Below are 18,280 nucleotides of genomic sequence, written 5' to 3'. Positions count from 1 at the left end.
GCGTCGGCTCACCGTGGCGGCAGCGTCGTGGGTGCGCGTGCCGGGTTCTGATCACGTGGCCGCGGGTTTCGATACAGCGCATCCGTGCGGTGCACTGCGGAGATTTCGCGATGCGCGAAATCATCTTCAGGGGGAGGCGAAGACGGAAGACCACCGGTCTGCGCGCGCTCGCAAGCGGCCGAGCCCGCGGGCGCGCGTCGCCGAAAACCTCACACGCCGAAGATTGCCGGCCACCACAGGAGGCCGGTGAAGGCGATGCCGACCACACCCGGCAGCGACGGCAGCCAGCGGTTGCGCGCCGGCACCTCCTGGCTCGCCAGAATCCGCTCGCCGAGCCAGATGCTCCAGACCACGCCGGTGAGGAAGAACGCCGCCTTCACGGCGCTGACGCCGGCCGGGCCGAACATCGTCCAGCGGATCGGCTCGAACAGCTCGGCGCCGAGGCTGATCACCAGCGACATCAGCGCGACCGGCGCATACTGGTAGCCGAGCTCGGTGAAGCACGCCTTGAAGTCGCGCCGCGCCCCGCCGCGCCGCGCCAGCCACGCGGCGACCGCGTTGAGCGCGGCGATGACGGCCGTCATCATCACCATGCAGCCCAGCATGAAGCCGACGATCATCACGAAGTCGAGCCACATGAAGGTCTCGCCGCGCTGTGGATGCACGCTCATCAGCCACCACGGGCCGATGTCCGTCATCCAGCTCCAGCCGTGCTCGATCGACCACACGCCGACATTCTGCCGCCAGGTCTGAAAGACCGGCAGCACCAGCCAGAGAAAGGCGCCGAGCGCGACGCCGGTGTCGAGAAACAGGAACCACGCCTCCGAGTGGCTCGGGTGGTGGCTGCCGATCGTCTCGATCTCGGCGCCCGGCCGGCGCAGCGTCATCTCGACGCCGCCCTTGGCGGTCTGGTTCACGCAGCGGAAGCAGGTGATGCAGTGCCGCGACTCCGATTTGCGCGACAGGTCGATCATGGTCGGGCAGATGCCCTTCTCGGTATAGGCGTCGCCGCCGGCAATTTTTGCGCGCGGCTCGAACTGCACGGCGCCGAGCCGCGAATAGAGGCCGAGCACCCGGCCGATCGGGCACATGTGGCGGCACCAGGCGCGCTTGCGCCGGCCGTACAGGAAGCCGATCACCAGCGCCGCCAGCATGGTGCCGCCGAAGATTTCCGCCGCTGCCTCGGGATGGTCGCGCACGCCGATCGTCTGGCCGAGCACGGTGATGAAGACGAAGCTGAGGAGGGGGGTGCCCTCCCAGGCGAGCCAGCGCGGGATCGGCCGCTGCAGGCCCACCTTGTTGACCCACTCGGCGGCCGCGCCCATCGGGCAAAAGAGGCCGCACCACGAGCGGCCGGTGAAGATCACCGACAGGAAGACGACCGGAAACCAGATCCCCCACAGCGCGAAATTCGCAGCGAGCCGCAGATCGTTCAGCGGCGTCGCGTCACCGCCGGTCTCGGGCAGAAACAGCGGCCCGACGATGACGACGATGAACAGCACGAACATGAAGGCGTGCACATAGACCAGCCGGTGCCGGTTGCGGACGAAGAAACTCTCCACCGGCGCGGACCAGCGCGCCAGCCGCGAGCCCTCGCCGATCCGGATGCCGCCCCCGCCGCACGGGCCGGCTGCGCCCGCGTGCTGGAACGACGGGCAGGGCGACAGGTTCTGGCGGGACGACACGGTGCACCTCGTGCAACTGCTTCTGCGAAGGACTTGCAGGCGCACGGTACTCCGATGGCCGCCGGGGGCCCTTCGGCAAATTGCGGATCAATTTTGGAATAGCTCGATTTCACCGTCTCCCGGGCGGACGCCCGCGTCTCGGCGCCCCGGCAGGGGATGGTGAGCCCGGAGGGACTCGAACCCTCGACCCCATGATTAAAAGTCCGGTCGGGGCCGAATTCTCAACCTCTTGGCATCGTTGATGTTTCTCTGTGTCCGCACCGTAAGCCACTGGAAAACAAAGAACTCGCCTTGCGCAATCACAGACGCCGTGAGACACTTCGGAGCAGGAAAGACCGCTCAGAGAGCGGACATAGTGCGGACACGGGTTCCGGCGGATCAGGTGGCGGCAGGGCGAGAAAAACGGTTCCGGGGCCTCGCGACGGAAATCACGGGGTCGGTCCGGAAACGGCGGACACAGCGGACACGGGCGATGAGCGCGAACAAGGACAAGATCACGGATGCCGTCGTAAAGTCGCTACCGGTCCCGGCCAAGGGGAACCGGATCACCTACGACGCCGAGGTGAAGGGGTTCGGCGTTCGAGTCACGGCGGCCGGGGCGCGGTCGTTCGTCCTGAACTACCGAACCAAGGCCGGGCGAGAGCGCCGGTACACCATCGGTTCGTTCCCCGAGTGGAAGGCGACGGCGGCCCGCATCGAGGCGGCCGAGCTGAAAAAGCGGGTCGACCGGGGCGAGGACCCGATGGCCGACGTCGAGGCCGACCGCGAGGCGCCGACCGTCGCCGACCTCTGCACCCGGTACACCGACGAGCACCTCCCGAAGAAGCGCGAGAACTCCCGGGTGTCCGACGAGGCGAATATCCGCCTCTACATCCTGCCCGAGTTGAAGCACCGGAAGGTCGCCGAGGTCACGTTCTCCGATATCGACGGGCTGCATCGGAAGGTCACCAAGGACGGCAAGCCGATCGCGGCGAATCGGGTGGTGGCGCTCTGCTCGAAGATGTTCGCACTCGCCATTCGCTGGGGCTGGCGCACCGACAACCCGGCGAAGGGGATCGAGCGGAACCCGGAGACCAAGCGGAACCGCTACGCGACTGGCGACGAGCTGGGGCGACTTACGGAGGCGCTCGCGGCACACGACGATCAGCAGGCCGCGAACGCCATCCGCCTGTTGCTACTGACCGGGGCACGCAAGGGCGAGGTGCTCGGCGCCCGGTGGGACCAGCTCGACCTCGCCGCGGGTGTCTGGACCAAGCCGGGCGCCACCACGAAGCAGAAGACCGACCATCGGGTGCCGCTGTCGGCGCCGACCCGGCAACTGCTCGTCGAGATGCGGGCCGAGGCCGAGAAGCAGGCGCAGAAGAAGGGTAGGGAGGTCAGCGACTACGTGCTCCCCGGCCGCGGCGGCGTCGGCCACCGCGAGGACATCAAGAACGACTGGCGCGTGCTCCGGAAGGTGGCCGGGCTCGGCGATGTCCGTATCCACGATCTGCGCCACACCTACGCCAGCGTGCTCGCGAGCGCCGGTCTGTCGCTGCCGATCATCGGGGCGCTGCTCGGGCACACCAATCCGGCGACGACGCAGCGCTACGCCCACCTATTCGACGATCCGCTCCGGGCCGCCACTGAGCGCGTCGGCGCCGTGGTGATGCCGACCGCGCCGAAGGCCGAGGTCGTCCCGATCAAGGGAGGGGCGTGATGGACCTCGCCCAAACCCTCGCGCCGCTCGACCGGCCGAACCTCCAGGAGACGGTAGACCGGATGGACCTCGCGGGGATCGAAGCCGCGATGCTGTGGCCAGACGATGACGCCTATCGGGAAAAAGTCATTCAACGCGCATTGATCTTGCGGGCATTAGAGACCCCTGAATCGCTCGACCGCGAGATGGCAATCAATCTGCTTGGGATGTCGGTCGGCATACCATCGGCAGCAGAGATCAATGCCGAGACGGAAACGCGCCACCTATATGGTGGGCTGGCCGGATGCATACTCGCGGAAACTATCGCACGGATCGACGGTAACATGCCTCTCTCGATGGGAGAGATAATCAATCGAGCGTGCAAGTCGGCGACCGCAAACGCCGGTGGATGGCGAAAAGCGCAGATCACACCGAAGACAGTCCAAAACCGCGTATGGCGAGACTGGAAGCCTGTCGCGCATCTATGGGCGGCGTATAATCGGCTGTACCAGGAGCATGGCAAGGCATGGGTCTGGCCGTGCCCAAAGGTTCAACTAACGAGGTTTCTCGGCGAGGCCGAGGCGTGGCGCGCTATCGGGGAAACTCTTAAACCGAGGCAGTCGGACACCACAGTGCTGCCCGCGGGCATCGCAGTTCGAATTCCCGGCTCTGACCGGCTGCCGCGCGTGAAGCTGGAATTCGTCCCGAAATAAAGCATTCCCGCTTCACTCGGGAATGGATGCGCCCCGTAATGTGCCCCTACTAGGACGCCGTAGTCCACTCTGACCAACGGTGCCCTATGCCCCTCCTGGAAGGCTACCTGACCCGCCCCGAGCTTGCCCGCGAGCTGGGGGTCCATACCAAGACTGTCGAGCGTTACGAGTCGCAGCCGAACGGCTTGCCCTCGGTCACGATTGGAGGCCGGAAGTACTACCGGCGGACCGCGGTGCTCGCCTGGATCGAGAGCCGCGAGCGCAAGCCGAACCAGCGCCGGCGGGTGGCGTGACGCATGACCCCCACCAGCGAAAACGCCGCCGGGGTGGCTCCGGCGGCGCTCTCTGAATTCGTCTTTGCGGGCAGCATCGACAATTCGGAGACTACCAAAAGCCACCTCGACCTTCAAGTTGCTCGTCTGATCGAGCGGTTCTCGGTGCCGCGCTCGACCGCGGCCGTGCTCGCGTCTCACGTCTGGGGGCGCGCATGACGAACCGGCGCGAGAGATTGCCGAACAGGCGTGCAAGCGAGACCTTCGACCTCGAGGTCGCCGGGCTCACCTACACCGCGACGATCTCGCGGTTCGACGATGGCCGGCCCGGTGAGGTCTTCATCACTAGCAACAAGACCGGCTCGGCGGCCGACACCGCTGCCCGCGACGCGGCGATCGTCGCCTCGATCGCGATGCAGTACGGCGCGCCGGTCGACGTGATCCGGCGGGCGCTCTGTCGCGACAGTTCCGGCCGGGCAAACGGGCCGCTCGGCGTGGTGCTCGACCTGGTGGCCGAGGGAGGCGCGTCATGATGCCCCCCGACGCCATCACAGCCGCCAAGGCGATCCGGATCGAGGACGAGCTTGCCCGCCGCGGCATCAAACTCCGCGGCAAGGTCGAGCGGGCCGGTCCGTGCCCGCGTTGTGGCGGAACCGACCGGTTCTCGATCAACACGAAAAAGCAGGTGTTTCACTGCCGCGGCTGCGCCGCCGGGGGCGACGTCATCACCATGGTGATGCTGCTCGACGGCGGCACCTTTCCGGAAGCCGTTGAGACGTTGGCCGGCCCCGTCGTCGACCACGGCATTCGGGACTCGGTGCACTCGATCCTCGACCGGATGGGCGCTCGCGTCCGCCGCGCCGAACAGGAGGCCATCGACAAGGCCGAGCGCGAGGGCCGCACCAGGACCGCGATGGACTGGTGGGGATCAGCGGTCGACCCGCGCGGTACCCCGGTCGAGACCTACCTCGCGCGACGCGGGCTCGGGCTGCCCGACGAAGCAGCAGGCGAGGCCATCCGGTTTCACCCTTGTTGCCGGTTCGGCCTCGCCCACGTGCCGTGCATGTTGTCGCTGGTGCGGAACGTGGTGACCAACGAGCCGCAGGCGATTCATCGGGCAGCGCTCACGCTGGACGGCCACAAGGCAGAGGTCGGCGGTATGTCGCGCATGTCGCTCGGCCCGACTGTCGACGGTGCCATCAAGCTCACGCCTGATGAAGACGTGACGATGGCGCTTGCGATCGGCGAGGGTATCGAAACGACCCTCGCCATGCGGCACCTACCCGAGATCGGGTACACCCCGTCATGGGCGCTGATCGATGCCGGGCATATCGAGGCGTTTCCGGTGCTCGCCGGGATCGAGGCGCTGTTCGTCGCCGTGGACAATGACGCCAACGGCCGGGGCCAGCGTGCCGCCGCCGCGGTCGCGAATCGGTGGAGTCGGGAGCGCCGCGAGGTGTTCCTGATCACGCCGAAGGCCGTGGGCGCCGACTTGAACGACATCGTCGCGAGGTCGGCATGATGCACGCCAACGCCCGCGACTACGATTTCGAGCAGTTCACGCCGCCACCCGACGACGAACCGCCGCCGAACGGTCCGGACGACTACGGCACCTCGCGGCAGCAGCACCCGCCCGAATTCGACTTTACCGGCATCCCGCTCTCGATCTCGGAATGGCTCGCCCGTGACTTGCCGTCGCCCGACATGATCATGGGCGATTGGCTCTCGACGACGTCCCGGGCGCTGCTCGTCGCCGGCACCGGGCTCGGGAAGACCAACTTCGCTATGGCGCTCGGGATGGCTGTTGCAGCCGGAACCAGCTTCCTGCATTGGGCAGCCCGCCGGCCCGCGAAGGTGCTCTACATCGATGGCGAGATGTCGCGTCGCCTTTTGCAACAGCGAATTACTGACGCGACGGGACGCCTCGGTGAAACACCCGCCGGCTTCTTTGCCTTCTCGCACGAGGATATCGAGAACTTCGCTCCGCTCAATACGCCGGCCGGTCAGGCCTGCATCGAAGCGCTGATCGAGAGACTCGGCGGCGTCGACCTGATCATCTTCGACAGCATCATGTGCCTGACGGCCGGCGACATGAAGGACGAAGAGTCGTGGCAACAGACGATGCCCTGGGTCAGGTCGCTGACCCGGCGCAGCATCGGCCAAGTGTGGGTCCACCACACCGGCCACGACGAAACCCGCGGCTACGGCACCAAGACCCGGGAATGGCAGCTCGACACCGTTATGGTGCTCGAGGCGGTTCGCCGCGACGACACCGACGTGTCATTCGTTCTGGAGTTCCGCAAAGCCCGCGAGCGTACCCCGGCGACCCGAGCTGATTTCGCGCCGGTGAAGGTGTGGTTGGGCGAACAATGGGAATGGAGCGGAGGCGAACGCGTCCCCGGCGAGCTCAAGCGCAGGCTCAACGACCGGCAACGCCTCGCGCTCGATATTCTCGTCGACTGCGCCCTCGACCACGGCAAGCCCCCGCCCGTCGCGTTCGGTCTCCCCAAAGGGCTCACAGCGGTCAGTGCCGATAAATGGCGAGATGAGCTTTTCGCCCGCGGCGTGCTCGATCGAGAGGAAGCGAACCCCCGGGAGGCGTTCCGGCGGATCAGAAACAGCCTCGCCAATCGGAAGATGATCGGAGAGAGGGACGGCCTTGTCTGGCGGGCCGCATGATGTCCCAGCAGGTGTCGCACGTCGCGCACCTTATAGGAAGGTGCGACGCGACGCGACAGTGTGACCCGTCGCACATGCGACGACTTGCGACGGAAGTGCGACATGCGACGGGGGGAGAATGTGGGGAAGAAGGACCCGCGCCAATCTTGACCCGCTGCCGTTTTTTCCCTTGGCCCAACCCCGGCCATCCCGCCACCGGCGCTAAGATGATTATAAATCATGGGAGTTACGGAGACATATCTTTGAGATCATTGCACGAATCTGCTCAACGTGCTATATGTGTCCGCATAGTGTCCGCGTTCGCGGACCATTTCGAGGCCCTGAAGATGCCCCGCGGCCGCCCGATGAAAGTCCCGACCTCGCCCGTCGCCCGCTCGCGGCTGGCGAACGGCGCGACCGTGCTCGACGGGGTGGACGGCCGATCGGCTGCGGCGCGTCGGTACCGCGACCTCATCGGCGAGATGCGGCGCGACGTCGGGGGCGACCCGAGCGCCGCCCAGGAGGCAATCATCCGCCGGGCCGCGACGCTGGTCGTGTGGTGCGAGCAGGCCGAGGCCGCGTTCGCTCAGGGCGAGGCGCTGGACATCGCGGCGTTCACCACCGCCGCCAACGCGCTGCGCCGGCTGCTCGCCGATCTCGGGCTCGAGCGCCGCGCGAAGGACGTGACCCCGAGCATTGCGCAGTACCTCGCCGCTCGCCGGGACGTGCCCCAGGAGGCCGCAGAGTGACGCCCCGTATCACCATGCGCGAGGCCCTGTCCGACCCGCAGTTGCTCGGCCAGGCCATCCCTGGCCCGTCGTGGGCGCTCTGGCGGCTGCTCCTGATCGCCGCGATGGGCGAGGCCCTGACGGCCGCCGAGCGGATCGAGTTCCGTGCTGTGACCGGGCTCGACCATGAGCCGGGCGAGCGCGTGGCCGAGTTGTGGGCGATCGTCGGCCGGCGGGGCGGCAAGACGCGGGCGGCCGGTACGTTCGGCGCCTACGCGGCGGCCCTGTGCGATTGGTCCGACGTGCTGGCGCCCGGCGAGCGGGGCGTGCTGCCGGTGTTGGCGCTCTCCCAGGTCCAGGCCGATCGGGCATTCCAGCATATCTCGGGCGTGCTGACGCAGTCTCCCCTTCTGCGGTCGACCGTCGAATCCCAGACCGCGGACACGCTGCGGCTGTCGACGCGGGTCGACGTCCAGGTCCGGCCAGCAAACTTCAGGACAATCCGCAGCATCACGGGCGTCTCGGCCATTTGTGACGAGGCGGCATTCTGGCAGATCGAGGGCTCGCGCAACCCGGACAAGGAGGTCCTGGACGCTCTGCGGCCTTCGTTGGCGACCACGGGCGGGATGTTGATGGTGATCTCGTCGCCCTACGCCCGGCGCGGCGAGTTGTTCCGCACCTGGCAGCGCTGCTACGGCCGTCCCGGCGACGTGCTGGTCGCCAAGGGGCACAGCCGCGCGTTCAACAGCACGCTGTCACAGCGCGTCGTCGAGAGGGCATACGAGGCGGACCCGGCCGTTGCGGCTGCGGAGTACGGGGGCGAGTTCCGCACCGACGTCGAGAGCCTGGTCGCGCGCGAGGTGGTCGACGCCGCGGTGTCGCGCGGCGTGACGGAGCGCCCGCGGGCCGAGGGTGTCGTCTATCACGGCTTCGTCGACCCGAGCGGCGGCAGCAGCGACAGCATGACCCTTGCCATCGCGCACCGCGACGGCAATCGGGCTGTGCTCGACATGACCCGCGAAGTCAGGCCGCAGTACTCGCCCGAGGCCGTGGTCGAGGAATTCGCCGGACTGCTCGCGGCGTACGGCTGCGGCGTTGTGACGGGCGACCGCTACGCGGGCGAGTGGGTGCGCGAGCCGTTCCGCCGGCACAGGATCGAGTATCGGCTGTCCGAGGCGACCAAGTCCGAGGTCTATCTCGCCCTCGTGCCGGCGCTCAATTCCTCGCGGGTGTCGCTGCTCGACGACGAGCGTCTGGTCAATCAGATCGTCGCCCTGGAGCGCCGGACGTCGCGGGGAGGGCGTGACAGCGTCGACCATCCGCCGGGCGGGCACGACGACCTGGCCAACGCCGTGGCGGGTGCGATTTGGCTGTGCGTCCGGCCGCGGGCCGAGCCGTTCCGCTGGTATGTGAGCCCGCCCGATACGCCGGGCGAGCTGATCATGTCATCCGCAGACATCAGGAGGTCGCCGTGGACGACTTTGAGGTGATGGACCGTCCGCCGCTATCGGCGACGATCATGAGTGATCTGGTGGGCTACCATGCCCGGCTCGCGGCCGGCGGCGACATGCCGGTCGATCCGCGGCAGGCGATGGCGCGGTGCGTCGAGGCGCTGGCGGATTCGCGGCACGTCGCCCTGATGCTGTTCGAGGCTGCGGCACGGGCGATCGAGCGCGGGCATCCGAACGTCGCGCTTTCCATCCTGCGCAGCGCGGCGAACGGCTATCGCGATCGGATGCCGGACGGCGAGCGGATGGTGTCGTGATGTTGCAGCCGCTGAAATTCGAGGTGAAGGCTCTCGGCGATACCGGGGAGGTCGAGGGCTATGCGTCGACCTACGATCTCGACGAGGGCGGGGATCAGGTGGTGCGCGGCGCCTTCGCCAAATCGCTGGCGACCAAGGCCGACGGCGTGCCGATGCTGTGGTCGCATGATCAGGACGCACCGATCGGGCGATGGGATGCGCTCACCGAGAACGGCCGTGGGCTATACGTCAAGGGCCGGCTTCTGCTCGGCCTCGCCAAGGCGAAAGAGACGTACGAGCTTCTGCGCGAGCGCGTCGCGACTGGGCTGTCGATCGGCTACAAGACGGTTCGCTCGGATCGTGACAACAAGACCGGGACGCGGCTGTTGCGCGAGGTCGACCTGTACGAGATCAGCGTCGTGACTTTCCCGATGAACACCGGCGCGCGTGTCATCGCCGTGAAGTCGGAGGAAATCACGACGGAACGTGAATTCGAGCGGTTCTTGCGGGATGCAGGATTCGCGCGAGAGCGGGCGAAACTCTACACTTCGAAGGGTTTCGTCCCGGCCGAAGACGTTCGGCGAGATGCCGAGCGAGCAGCGGTCTCCGACCTGGCGCGCTTCATTCGGGAGCGTGCCGAAACCCTCATGATCAGGAGATCGTGACATGCCTGTCGTTGACGAAGTAAAGTCCGCCATCGAATCGATGGTGACGACCACCAACAAGCGTTTCGACGAGATCGAGGCGAAGCTCGAGGCCGAGCACAAGCGCGGCGACGAGATCGAGACGGCGATGAACCGCACCGGGACCGGCGGGGGCGCCGAGGTGAAGAAGGGGCCGACGCTGGAGGAGAAGGCGTTCTCCAATTTCATCCGGCGCGGCGTCGAGTCTCTGCCCGAGGTCGAGCGCAAGTCGCTCACGGTCGGGTCCAATCAGGACGGCGGCTATCTGGTGACCTCGCAATTCCAGCGCGAGATCATCAAGAATCTGGTCCAGTTCAGCCCGGTCCGTCAGGCCGCGCGGGTCGGCCGGATGTCGAGTTCTCAGATCATCCTGCCCAAGCGGACGGCCGCGCCGACCGCGCATTGGGTGGGTGAAGAGCAAGCTCGATCGGCGACGCAGGCGGCGTACGGTCAGCTCACGATCTCGGCTCACGAGGCGGCGTGCTATGTCGACGCGAGCATCAAGCTCGTGGAGGACAGCGAATTCCCGATCGAGCAGGAGATCGCGGCCGACCTCGCGGAAGAGTTCGGGCGGATCGAGGGCGCGGCGTTCGTCAGCGGCGACGGCGTCAACAAGCCGTTCGGCATTCTCTCGTCGGCGGCTGTGCCTCAGGTCGCATCGGGTCATGCGAGCACGATCACGGCCGACGCTCTGATCGATGCGCTGTACGCCCTGCCGGCGTTCTACCGGTCGCGATCGGCGTGGATGCTCAATTCCACGACGCTGGCGGCGATTCGCAAGCTCAAGGACGGGCAGGGGCAATACCTGTGGGCGCCGGGCCTTCAGCCCGACCAGCCGAGCACGCTGCTCGGCCGGCCGGTGATCGACGCGCCCGACATGCCGGACATCGCCGGGGGTGCCTTCCCGATCGTGCTCGGCGACTTCGCGAGCGGGTATCGCATCTTCGATCGCGTGGATATGACGATCCTTCGTGATCCGTACACGCAAGCGACGAACGGTCTGGTCCGGTTCCACTGCCGTCGCCGGGTCGGGGGCGACGTGGTGAAGGCCGAGGCGCTGCGCAAGATCAAGGTTGCGGCTTCGGTCTGATCGCGGCGAGTGCGGCGCCGGGCTTGGTGCTCGGCGCCGACCGTAACGCCTCGCAACGGATGCCCGGTGTTGGGCGGGAGCGGTGTGGCTACGCGTACGACGATGGTGCGTTCGGTGTGCGCGCGGGTTATGGGGATGATTGAATCTGCTTCCGTTCGCGTTGCTGAAACTGGCGACGTCTATACGATTTCCCTGGACACGCTTCGGGGGGTCAAAGTGCGGCGCGACATGGAAATGGTGCGCACGGTTCTGCTCGCAATCGAGGCGAAGGCAGACCTCAAACCGCGCGAAATCAAAATCGACGGAGAGGATGATCTTGTCGTTGGACGTCACATTGAGCTTCTATTCGCTGCGGGAATGATCGACGGAATCGAAAACCGACAGATCAACCGCCCTTATGCCTTAGTTCTCGTTCGCGATTTGACTTGGGAGGGACACGACTTTGTCGCGTCTCTCAAGAACGACACGGTCTGGCATCAGATTAAGACGAAACTTTCGGCGACTGAACTGGCGTCGTTGCCTCTTTCCGTGATCAAGTCTGTCGCGACGGCGGCCGTTGAGCATTGGGCGAAGACGAGGCTGGGGCTGTAGAGCCTGCAACGGCGCGTCATCCCGACCGTGGATGAACCGGCGGGGCTCGGGCGGCCGGGGCTCACGAGGGTCCCGGTCGTTTATTGCGCGGACGCTCTCTTCGGTTTGGCTGAGGGTGTCGGCGGCGGTGGCGTGGGGCAAGCCGCTTCGTGCTCGGCGTTCGTGCGGAGCAGATAACCGCGCTCGGCCATGCACGAGATCATGATGTTGTCGCCGACCTTGACGCGCGTCTGGCCCATCTGAATTCCGGCCGCGATGGCGTCGGCGGTGCCGCGTCCGGACGGGACCGACGCTGCAGCCGCCTCGCCTGCGGCTTCCGCGCGCGTCTTGCAGATCGTCAGCGCAAGATTGCTCTCCTGCGATGTCTCGGCGGTGCCTTCTTCTCTGCAGTCGACACGGCGCCACATCGCGCCTTCGTCCATCTTCTTCCGGGCCGCGGTCGCGCATCCGACGAGTCCGACCGCCGCAACCACGACCACCAAGCACCGCCACACGTCCGCCTCCCGCCGCCTCCCTGGTGCCGCGGTAGAACCGTAGCGCCGCAACCTGAAAGCGACAAGGGACGATTGAGCAAGTCTCTGCTTTCCCCCTTGCGTTCGTTACGTAACGGCTCCATAAGCACGTCGTTACGTAACGGAGGCATCATGGCTCTCACGAACGCCGAACGGCAGGCCCGGCATCGGGCGCGGATGAAGGAGCGGCTTGCGGCGGTGTCTTCGGAGGACAATGCATCCGACGAGCTGCACGAGTTGTTAGCCGGACAGTACATCGCCGCGGGGCGCGACCTCATACTTCACAAGCACAGCCTCGGCGCGGAACCATGGCACGAAGAATTGCTCGCTGAGTTTCTGGCCAAGCCGCCGACCGTGCTCGACATGGTCGAGGCGATGCAGAAGGCCGGGCAGAAGGCCGCGCTCGAGATCGTAGAGCGCTACGCCACGGAATACATCGCGAGTCTTCCGAAGCCGCCGCCCGAGCCCGAGCCGAAGCGGCGACGGAAGCGGGCCGGTACGTAACTGTGCCTGTAAGACGAAGGTGCAAGCCGCCTGTGTCTCACAGGCAACTGGTCAGTTCTCGCCCCGGCGCTCCCGGCCCTGCAGGGTGGCCGCGGCAACTATGTGCGCGACACACATGGTTCGGCCGGGGTGCAGTCGTGCGCCGCGATGGATATGGGTACGGTCCACTTCCAACGAGCCCGGCGTCGCCGGCCTCGCAGGGCCTCGTCGGTATCAATTGATACCGACGACCCGACACGAGTAGGCCCGCCCCGGCGCCGCCGTCCCCGCAGGGTGGTCGTCCACGGAAAACCCCTTCCAAAACGGAAGGGGTTGGTGTCGGCCCGCCCCGGCGTCGCCGGCCTCGCAGGCGTCGGCTCGTCGGTGCAAATTTGCACCAACGATGACACTTCCAACGAGCCCGGCGTCGCCGGCCTCGCAGGAGCCTGCCCGCCCCCCCCGCTGGTGCGCCATCGGGATTCCGGCATGTCGCGAGCGGTCGGCCCGGAACCCGCACCACGGGCCGCCGCTGCGGCGCCACGAAGGCGGATTCGCGAGGCGGCGGAAGGGTGCGAGAGCTACCGCTTCGGCGGCTCGGTGCCCGGCTGGTCCTCTGGCACCTCGTCGTCCTCGTCGACCGAGAAGTCGAACGGCTCGCCCTCGCCCTCGCTGTCGTCGATCGTCAGGCCGTCCGCAGTCGTCCAATTCATCTTGTCGTCGTCAGCCGGCTGGCCGTCGTCCCGAGGCTTCGGCGGTCCGCCGAGCGTCCATCGCTCGACCTTCTCGCCGCGCGCTTTCATCTCGGCGAGCATTCGCAGGGTGTCGGCGCGGTCCTCGTCGTCCAGGAGGTCGATCGAGCCGTCGATAATGTCGACGTCGTCCGGCAACTCGCCGGAAAAGTCGACCACGATAACGGTTTTGCGCTCGCCCATCGGTGTGCCTCCCGTCCGGCCTCGGTTGTGCCGCGGGAGTGTACACTCGGATTCAGACGTCGTCTTGTTGCGGTGCCTGCCTCTTCCGCAGCCGCACGCCCGGACCGCCGCCGGTTACTCGCCGTCTTCGTCCGCGAGCCGCACCCACTGTTCCCGCTGCTCCGGTGTCATCAATTCCCAGCCGAGAATCATCGTCCGGACGTGCTTCGGGATTCCGCTGTCCCAATGGCCGCGGAGCTGACGCGAGACCGTGTTCTCGGCGTGGCCGAGCAGCCTTGCGAGCAGCTTTTGCGTGAGCCCAACGGATTTGGCTCGGGTTTGCCAAGGCTTGCCTTCCATGCCGCCTTTTAGCGCATCGGCGATCAACGTCACGTCATTTTTTCCCTTGACCATAATCAACGTCACGCTAATAGTAGCGCTACGTTGATTTTAGAGCAAGGGGAGACACCGCAGATGCCCACCACCCAAGCCCAGCCCGCCACCCCGCCCCGGATCAGCTTCACCTCGGCCGGCGCCGTCCGCCGCCGGCCCCCGGTGAACCAAAGCCCCGCCGACGCGCTCGCGGCGCTCGCGGCCGAGTACGCGCCCTACGACACGCACGAGGCGTTCGGAGAGGGCTTCGTGGCCCACCAGCGCGGCGAGTACCGTAACCCGTACGACGGCCGGACCGATGGCCGCGGTCAGGTCGCGGCGCAGGCGTGGGACCGTGGGCTCGAATGCGCCGCCCGGTACAGCCGGCTCGGGCACGAGGCGGACGCCCCGGCGGTCCCGCCCCGCCACCCGGCGCCGAACCTGGACCGGCTGGCCGATGCCCTGATCGCGGGCGACGTCGGGGCCGCGCTCCGGGCGCTCGTGGCCTGACCCTCCCGGGTGCGGGGCGGGAATGCCCCGCGGCCTCCCGCGTGACGCTCTCCGGGCCGCTGCGGGCGGCCCTGACGGCAGCACGCCGGACACCACCAGGAGAACACCCGATGACGACTGACGAACGCGCCGCTGGCGCGAGCGATGACGCACGCCTGACCGCGAACGACGCCGGCGTGCTGGCGGCCGAGGCCGAGCGCGAAGCCGAGGACCGCACGCCCTACGGCATCGCGTGCGACCTCGAGGAATCCGTGTCGGCGCTCGGCGACTACGCCGAGGTGCTCGCGATGATGTCGCACGACCTCCCGCGGGAGCAGAACGGCGCCTTGTTCCGGATCTCGCGTGACATCGCCGAGACGGTCCAGACCGTGAAGGAGGGGCGCGAGGCGCTGTTCCACGCGCTGCACCCGAGCCGGGCCAAGTTGGACGCTGGGCCGGAACCGAAGCCGGATGACGGTGGGCCGTTCTGGGGTGGCGCCCTGTTCCGGTTGGGCATGGTCGACAGAATCCTCCGGACCCGGAACGTCGGCGCCGAGCTGGGCTATGACCGCGAGGCGGCCGACCGGGTCATCGCGGCGTGCACGCGGCTGACGGTCGACTACAACGAAGGCGAGCCCGACACCTTCGCGGCCGAGCAGGCGGTCCGCCACTGGGCCGACTACCACGGGATCAGCCTGGATTGGCTGCTCACCGGCAAGGTCGAGGGCCTGATCGTGCTGGCGGCCGGAAATTCCGAGGCCATGCTGCGGGCGAAAGGGGCGGCCGATGCTTGAGCCCTTCCTCGCCGTCGCGGTGTTCGCCGCGCTCGTCTCGGCCGTCGCCGGCTTTGCGGTCGGGCGCGCAGTCGCCTTGTCACCGCAGAATCTCGGGGTGCGGAGGGCCACGCCATGACGGAGCCTCGGACCCCGACCTTGATGGACATGGAGAACGACCTTCTCGCTACAATCGAGTACATGACGATCGTCTATTCGCTCGTGGATGAACGGGCGGCAACGCTGCGACGCGGACCGCAGACGGACACGGACATCGATATCGAGCTAGGAACGCTGCGGGTGATCGGCGAAGCCCTCGACCACGCTAAAGCCGCGCGGGCGCTCTGGGGGCGCCTCACCGGAACAGCCGAGCCGGCCGACGACTGACCATGCCCGCTTGCCGGGCCTCGGGCCGCTCCGACGGGGCGGCCCTTTTCGTTGATTCGGATCAAGGCATGCGAGTTTAGATTGTGGGGTAGGATGGAACCTCCACAACCGGAGGGTTGACATGGGGCGGGAATGGACGGTTTTAGCCGCAGCAATTTTCGTCGCAACGCTCGGGGGATGCGCCACGATCACGCGAGGGTCGACCAATCAAATTCAGATCACCTCCGACCCGGTAGGAGCGACTGCGCGCCTTTCCAACGGCATGATGTGCATGACGCCCTGCACGCTGCAGATGGGCCGTAAGGAGGAATTCTCCGTTACCTTTGAGAAGCCCGGATTTGAGCCCCAGACCATCCCCGTGAAAACCGAGGTCGCTGGCGCCGGCGCCGCCGGGGTGGCCGGCAACCTGATCCTTGGCGGGGTGGTCGGAATTGCTGCCGATGCTGCAACCGGTGCTGCGCTTGAGCACGTTCCGAATCCGGTGATCGCAAACCTTGTCCCGATCCGACGCGCCGAGCCGCCCGGTCCGGAGCCGACGCCACGGCGGCAGCGGCCGCCGGGCAGTTGACCGGAGCTTCACACCTTCCGCATCGTCTTCGGATCAAACGCCCCGACCGTCTCGACCCTCGCCCGGAACGCCACCTTGGCCGCGTCCAGGCTTTCGGCGTCGCCGCGGTCGGCCGGGCTGTTCGGGAAGATCAGGAACGTCCAGAACCACGCCACGGCGCCGCCGGCCCGCTGCACCTTCATGATTCGGCCGATCGTCCGCGTGCCGAGCACGACTCGGTAGTCGTCGGGCAGGGTTTTGCCGGTCGGGATCTCGGTGGGGCGGAGCCGTAAATCCACGTCGCCATTCTCCCACGGGCCCACGGGCACGGCACCAAATCGCGGACACTGTGCGGACACCGAAGCGGATGCAGCGGCGGGGCTGCCGGAGGCCTTGTATAATGACCTGAATATGTTGGGGTTTTGGTGAGCCCGCCGGGACTCGAACCCGGGACCCCATGATTAAAAGTCACGTGCTCTACCGACTGAGCTACGGGCTCGTGGGTGCGGTGTGTACCGGGGCATCGGCGCGGTGGCAAGGCCGGCGGCAGCGGCAGATGCGCCGGGAGGTGCGGGGAGGGACGGCGCGTGAGGCGTCGGGTGGCAATTCGGCCGGGGCGGGGCGATACTCGGCGCCGAGACCGAGCCGGGCGATGCGCCCGTTCGCCGCCGGCGGCGTCACGTCGGCGGCCGCATCGTCTCGGATTCGCGCAGCGAGGCCGAAAGAAATGCCCATCGTCGAGCGGGTCGCGACCCTCGCGGCTGAGATCACCACGTGGCGGCGCGATCTGCACGCGCATCCCGAGCTTCTCTACGACCTCGACCGCACCGCCGGCACGGTGGCCGCGAAGCTGGAGGCGTTCGGCTGCGACGAGGTGTTGCGCGGCATCGGCCGCACCGGGGTGGTCGGCGTCATCCGCGGCCGCAAGGGGGCGGGCAACGGGGCGGGCGGCCCCGGCAATGTGCGCGGAAAGGTGATCGGGCTGCGCGCCGACATGGACGCCCTGCCGATCGAGGAGGCGACCGGCGTCCCCTACAGGTCCGAGGTGCCGGGAAAGATGCATGCCTGCGGCCACGACGGCCACACCGCGATGCTGCTCGGCGCGGCGAAGTACCTCGCAGAAACGCGGAATTTCGCCGGCACGGCGGTGGTGATCTTCCAGCCCGCCGAGGAGGGCGGCGCCGGCGCGCGGGCGATGATCGAGGACGGTTTGTTCGAGCGCTTCGCCATCGACGAGGTTTTCGGCATGCACAACTCGCCCGGCATGCCGGTCGGCCGGTTCGGCACCCGCACCGGACCGATCATGGCGGCGCAGGACACGCTGCACATCGACATCGAGGGGGTCGGCGGCCATGCGGCCCGGCCGCATCTCTCGGTCGACAGCATCTTTGTCGGCGCCCAGATGGTCACCGCCCTGCAGTCGGTGGTGTCGCGCAACATCGATCCCTTGAAGGCCGCGGTGGTGTCGATCTGCATGTTCCAGGCCGGCAACGTCGACAACGTCATCCCGCAGGAGGCAAAGCTGCTCGGCACGGCGCGGAGCCTCGCCCCCGACGTGCGCGATCGGCTCGAGGAGCGGATCGGCAAGATCGTCACCGCCACCGCCGAGGCGCACGGGGCAAAAGTGAGGTTCGAGTACCGGCGCGGCTATCCGGTGCTGGTGAACCATGCCCGGGAGGCGGCGTTCGCGGCTTCGGTCGCCGCCGAGGTCGCCGGAGCCGATGCGGTGAATGCCGATATGCCGCCCTTCATGGGCGCCGAGGATTTCTCCTACATGCTGGAGGCGCGGCCCGGCGCCTTCGTGTTCATCGGCAATGGCGATTCGGCCGGGCTGCACAATCCGGGCTACGACTTCGACGACCGGGCGATTCCGTTCGGCACGTCCTACTGGGTGCGGCTGGTGGAGACGGCGTTGGCCTGATTCTTTTCACCCGGCATCGCCGGTGCTCACCGGCACGAGGTGA

At 67.3% G+C, this 18,280-nt stretch carries 25 protein-coding genes and 1 tRNA gene; 20 read left to right on the top strand and 6 right to left on the bottom strand.

The window, feature by feature from the left end:
• Positions 1–209: 209 nt before the first annotated feature.
• On the bottom strand, positions 210–1,685 hold the full coding sequence (locus tag A33M_RS09920; protein ID WP_008386454.1) for a 4Fe-4S binding protein: 1,476 nt from the start codon (positions 1,683–1,685) through the stop codon (positions 210–212).
• 472 nt (positions 1,686–2,157) lie between these two features.
• On the opposite strand from A33M_RS09920, the gene A33M_RS09915 reads away from it, so the two are divergent.
• From A33M_RS09915 to A33M_RS09855, 13 genes are all read left to right on the top strand, one after another.
• Positions 2,158–3,384 carry a tyrosine-type recombinase/integrase gene (locus A33M_RS09915; RefSeq protein ID WP_008386452.1) on the top strand — a complete coding sequence of 409 codons (1,227 nt, stop codon included), beginning with the start codon at positions 2,158–2,160 and terminating at the stop codon, positions 3,382–3,384.
• A complete protein-coding gene (locus A33M_RS09910; protein ID WP_040619990.1) occupies positions 3,384–4,076 on the top strand; it encodes a hypothetical protein in 693 nt (230 codons plus the stop codon). Before A33M_RS09915 ends, A33M_RS09910 begins: the two co-directional genes overlap by 1 nt.
• Positions 4,077–4,162: 86 nt before the next feature.
• Complete coding sequence (locus tag A33M_RS09905) at positions 4,163–4,369, top strand: helix-turn-helix transcriptional regulator (protein WP_008386444.1); 207 nt, start codon at positions 4,163–4,165, stop codon at positions 4,367–4,369.
• A gap of 3 nt (positions 4,370–4,372) precedes the next feature.
• Entirely contained in the window at positions 4,373–4,567 is a 195-nt protein-coding gene (locus A33M_RS09900; protein ID WP_040619988.1) for a hypothetical protein, read from the top strand.
• The gene (locus A33M_RS09895) at positions 4,564–4,881 is read left to right on the top strand and encodes a TSCPD domain-containing protein (RefSeq protein WP_040619985.1); all 318 of its coding nucleotides are present in this window, start codon (positions 4,564–4,566) and stop codon (positions 4,879–4,881) included. Before A33M_RS09900 ends, A33M_RS09895 begins: the two co-directional genes overlap by 4 nt.
• On the top strand, positions 4,878–5,870 hold the full coding sequence (locus A33M_RS22310; RefSeq protein ID WP_008386435.1) for a DUF7146 domain-containing protein: 993 nt from the start codon (positions 4,878–4,880) through the stop codon (positions 5,868–5,870). The genes A33M_RS09895 and A33M_RS22310 overlap by 4 nt, the downstream gene beginning before the upstream one ends.
• Complete coding sequence (locus A33M_RS09885; RefSeq protein ID WP_008386434.1) at positions 5,867–7,027, top strand: AAA family ATPase; 1,161 nt, start codon at positions 5,867–5,869, stop codon at positions 7,025–7,027. The genes A33M_RS22310 and A33M_RS09885 overlap by 4 nt, the downstream gene beginning before the upstream one ends.
• Before the next feature lie 242 nt (positions 7,028–7,269).
• On the top strand, positions 7,270–7,755 hold the full coding sequence (locus A33M_RS09880; RefSeq protein WP_202801843.1) for a hypothetical protein: 486 nt from the start codon (positions 7,270–7,272) through the stop codon (positions 7,753–7,755).
• Entirely contained in the window at positions 7,752–9,224 is a 1,473-nt protein-coding gene (locus tag A33M_RS09875) for a hypothetical protein (protein ID WP_008386431.1), read from the top strand. Before A33M_RS09880 ends, A33M_RS09875 begins: the two co-directional genes overlap by 4 nt.
• On the top strand, positions 9,206–9,499 hold the full coding sequence (locus A33M_RS09870) for a hypothetical protein (protein WP_008386429.1): 294 nt from the start codon (positions 9,206–9,208) through the stop codon (positions 9,497–9,499). The genes A33M_RS09875 and A33M_RS09870 overlap by 19 nt, the downstream gene beginning before the upstream one ends.
• The gene (locus tag A33M_RS09865) at positions 9,499–10,143 is read left to right on the top strand and encodes an HK97 family phage prohead protease (RefSeq protein ID WP_008386428.1); all 645 of its coding nucleotides are present in this window, start codon (positions 9,499–9,501) and stop codon (positions 10,141–10,143) included. The genes A33M_RS09870 and A33M_RS09865 overlap by 1 nt, the downstream gene beginning before the upstream one ends.
• A 1-nt stretch (position 10,144) precedes the next feature.
• Entirely contained in the window at positions 10,145–11,251 is a 1,107-nt protein-coding gene (locus tag A33M_RS09860) for a phage major capsid protein (protein WP_008386427.1), read from the top strand.
• Between the two features lie 102 nt (positions 11,252–11,353).
• A complete protein-coding gene (locus A33M_RS09855) occupies positions 11,354–11,842 on the top strand; it encodes a DUF2513 domain-containing protein (RefSeq protein WP_083850398.1) in 489 nt (162 codons plus the stop codon).
• Positions 11,843–11,922: 80 nt separating this feature from the next.
• Here A33M_RS09855 and A33M_RS09850 read toward each other — a convergent pair whose 3' ends face one another.
• Positions 11,923–12,324 (bottom strand): hypothetical protein, encoded by a 402-nt coding sequence (locus A33M_RS09850; RefSeq protein WP_157223406.1) that lies wholly within the window; start codon positions 12,322–12,324, stop codon positions 11,923–11,925.
• 162 nt (positions 12,325–12,486) lie between these two features.
• Between A33M_RS09850 and A33M_RS09845 the strand changes: the two genes are divergently transcribed.
• Positions 12,487–12,858 carry a hypothetical protein gene (locus A33M_RS09845; protein WP_008386425.1) on the top strand — a complete coding sequence of 124 codons (372 nt, stop codon included), beginning with the start codon at positions 12,487–12,489 and terminating at the stop codon, positions 12,856–12,858.
• Between the two features lie 557 nt (positions 12,859–13,415).
• On the opposite strand, the gene A33M_RS09840 is transcribed toward A33M_RS09845, so the two are convergent.
• Both A33M_RS09840 and A33M_RS09835 read right to left on the bottom strand, forming a co-directional pair.
• Positions 13,416–13,769, bottom strand: coding sequence for a hypothetical protein (locus A33M_RS09840; protein WP_008386424.1), 354 nt, complete (start codon positions 13,767–13,769; stop codon positions 13,416–13,418).
• A gap of 114 nt (positions 13,770–13,883) precedes the next feature.
• The gene (locus A33M_RS09835; protein WP_008386423.1) at positions 13,884–14,141 is read right to left on the bottom strand and encodes a hypothetical protein; all 258 of its coding nucleotides are present in this window, start codon (positions 14,139–14,141) and stop codon (positions 13,884–13,886) included.
• A gap of 81 nt (positions 14,142–14,222) precedes the next feature.
• Here A33M_RS09835 and A33M_RS09830 point away from each other — a divergent pair, with 81 nt between their 5' ends.
• The 5 genes from A33M_RS09830 (at position 14,223) to A33M_RS09815 (ending at position 16,337) form a co-directional block, all read left to right on the top strand.
• Positions 14,223–14,630 (top strand): hypothetical protein, encoded by a 408-nt coding sequence (locus A33M_RS09830; protein WP_008386422.1) that lies wholly within the window; start codon positions 14,223–14,225, stop codon positions 14,628–14,630.
• A gap of 110 nt (positions 14,631–14,740) precedes the next feature.
• The gene (locus A33M_RS09825) at positions 14,741–15,403 is read left to right on the top strand and encodes a hypothetical protein (RefSeq protein WP_008386421.1); all 663 of its coding nucleotides are present in this window, start codon (positions 14,741–14,743) and stop codon (positions 15,401–15,403) included.
• Positions 15,396–15,521 carry a hypothetical protein gene (locus A33M_RS25235; RefSeq protein WP_008386420.1) on the top strand — a complete coding sequence of 42 codons (126 nt, stop codon included), beginning with the start codon at positions 15,396–15,398 and terminating at the stop codon, positions 15,519–15,521. Before A33M_RS09825 ends, A33M_RS25235 begins: the two co-directional genes overlap by 8 nt.
• Before the next feature lie 23 nt (positions 15,522–15,544).
• On the top strand, positions 15,545–15,769 hold the full coding sequence (locus tag A33M_RS09820; protein ID WP_008386419.1) for a hypothetical protein: 225 nt from the start codon (positions 15,545–15,547) through the stop codon (positions 15,767–15,769).
• 121 nt (positions 15,770–15,890) lie between these two features.
• Entirely contained in the window at positions 15,891–16,337 is a 447-nt protein-coding gene (locus tag A33M_RS09815) for a PEGA domain-containing protein (RefSeq protein ID WP_040619977.1), read from the top strand.
• Between the two features lie 8 nt (positions 16,338–16,345).
• On the opposite strand, the gene A33M_RS09810 is transcribed toward A33M_RS09815, so the two are convergent.
• On the bottom strand, positions 16,346–16,615 hold the full coding sequence (locus A33M_RS09810; RefSeq protein WP_052026993.1) for a hypothetical protein: 270 nt from the start codon (positions 16,613–16,615) through the stop codon (positions 16,346–16,348).
• Between the two features lie 124 nt (positions 16,616–16,739).
• Positions 16,740–16,815: transfer RNA gene (locus tag A33M_RS09805), tRNA-Lys, on the bottom strand.
• 228 nt (positions 16,816–17,043) lie between these two features.
• Between A33M_RS09805 and A33M_RS09800 the strand changes: the two genes are divergently transcribed.
• Positions 17,044–18,237 (top strand): M20 aminoacylase family protein, encoded by a 1,194-nt coding sequence (locus A33M_RS09800; RefSeq protein ID WP_040619976.1) that lies wholly within the window; start codon positions 17,044–17,046, stop codon positions 18,235–18,237.
• Positions 18,238–18,280: the final 43 nt, after the last annotated feature.

This window comes from Rhodovulum sp. PH10 (assembly GCF_000293785.1).
Classification (GTDB): Bacteria; Pseudomonadota; Alphaproteobacteria; order Rhizobiales; family Xanthobacteraceae; genus Rhodoplanes.
The sequence above is the reverse complement of the archived record's forward strand: the minus strand, read 5'-3'. Positions and strand labels throughout refer to the sequence as shown.

Coding starts and splice junctions, on each gene's coding strand:
- A33M_RS09865 (WP_008386428.1), top strand. CDS start 9,499: ATGTTGCAGCCGCTGAAATTCGAGGTGAAGGCTCTCGGCGATACCGGG.
- A33M_RS09815 (WP_040619977.1), top strand. CDS start 15,891: ATGGGGCGGGAATGGACGGTTTTAGCCGCAGCAATTTTCGTCGCAACG.
- A33M_RS09830 (WP_008386422.1), top strand. CDS start 14,223: ATGCCCACCACCCAAGCCCAGCCCGCCACCCCGCCCCGGATCAGCTTC.
- A33M_RS09825 (WP_008386421.1), top strand. CDS start 14,741: ATGACGACTGACGAACGCGCCGCTGGCGCGAGCGATGACGCACGCCTG.
- A33M_RS09915 (WP_008386452.1), top strand. CDS start 2,158: ATGAGCGCGAACAAGGACAAGATCACGGATGCCGTCGTAAAGTCGCTA.
- A33M_RS09910 (WP_040619990.1), top strand. CDS start 3,384: ATGGACCTCGCCCAAACCCTCGCGCCGCTCGACCGGCCGAACCTCCAG.
- A33M_RS09900 (WP_040619988.1), top strand. CDS start 4,373: ATGACCCCCACCAGCGAAAACGCCGCCGGGGTGGCTCCGGCGGCGCTC.
- A33M_RS22310 (WP_008386435.1), top strand. CDS start 4,878: ATGATGCCCCCCGACGCCATCACAGCCGCCAAGGCGATCCGGATCGAG.
- A33M_RS09855 (WP_083850398.1), top strand. CDS start 11,354: ATGGTGCGTTCGGTGTGCGCGCGGGTTATGGGGATGATTGAATCTGCT.
- A33M_RS09860 (WP_008386427.1), top strand. CDS start 10,145: ATGCCTGTCGTTGACGAAGTAAAGTCCGCCATCGAATCGATGGTGACG.
- A33M_RS09895 (WP_040619985.1), top strand. CDS start 4,564: ATGACGAACCGGCGCGAGAGATTGCCGAACAGGCGTGCAAGCGAGACC.
- A33M_RS09885 (WP_008386434.1), top strand. CDS start 5,867: ATGATGCACGCCAACGCCCGCGACTACGATTTCGAGCAGTTCACGCCG.
- A33M_RS09905 (WP_008386444.1), top strand. CDS start 4,163: ATGCCCCTCCTGGAAGGCTACCTGACCCGCCCCGAGCTTGCCCGCGAG.
- A33M_RS09840 (WP_008386424.1), bottom strand. CDS start 13,769: ATGGGCGAGCGCAAAACCGTTATCGTGGTCGACTTTTCCGGCGAGTTG.
- A33M_RS09820 (WP_008386419.1), top strand. CDS start 15,545: ATGGACATGGAGAACGACCTTCTCGCTACAATCGAGTACATGACGATC.
- A33M_RS25235 (WP_008386420.1), top strand. CDS start 15,396: ATGCTTGAGCCCTTCCTCGCCGTCGCGGTGTTCGCCGCGCTCGTCTCG.
- A33M_RS09845 (WP_008386425.1), top strand. CDS start 12,487: ATGGCTCTCACGAACGCCGAACGGCAGGCCCGGCATCGGGCGCGGATG.
- A33M_RS09800 (WP_040619976.1), top strand. CDS start 17,044: ATGCCCATCGTCGAGCGGGTCGCGACCCTCGCGGCTGAGATCACCACG.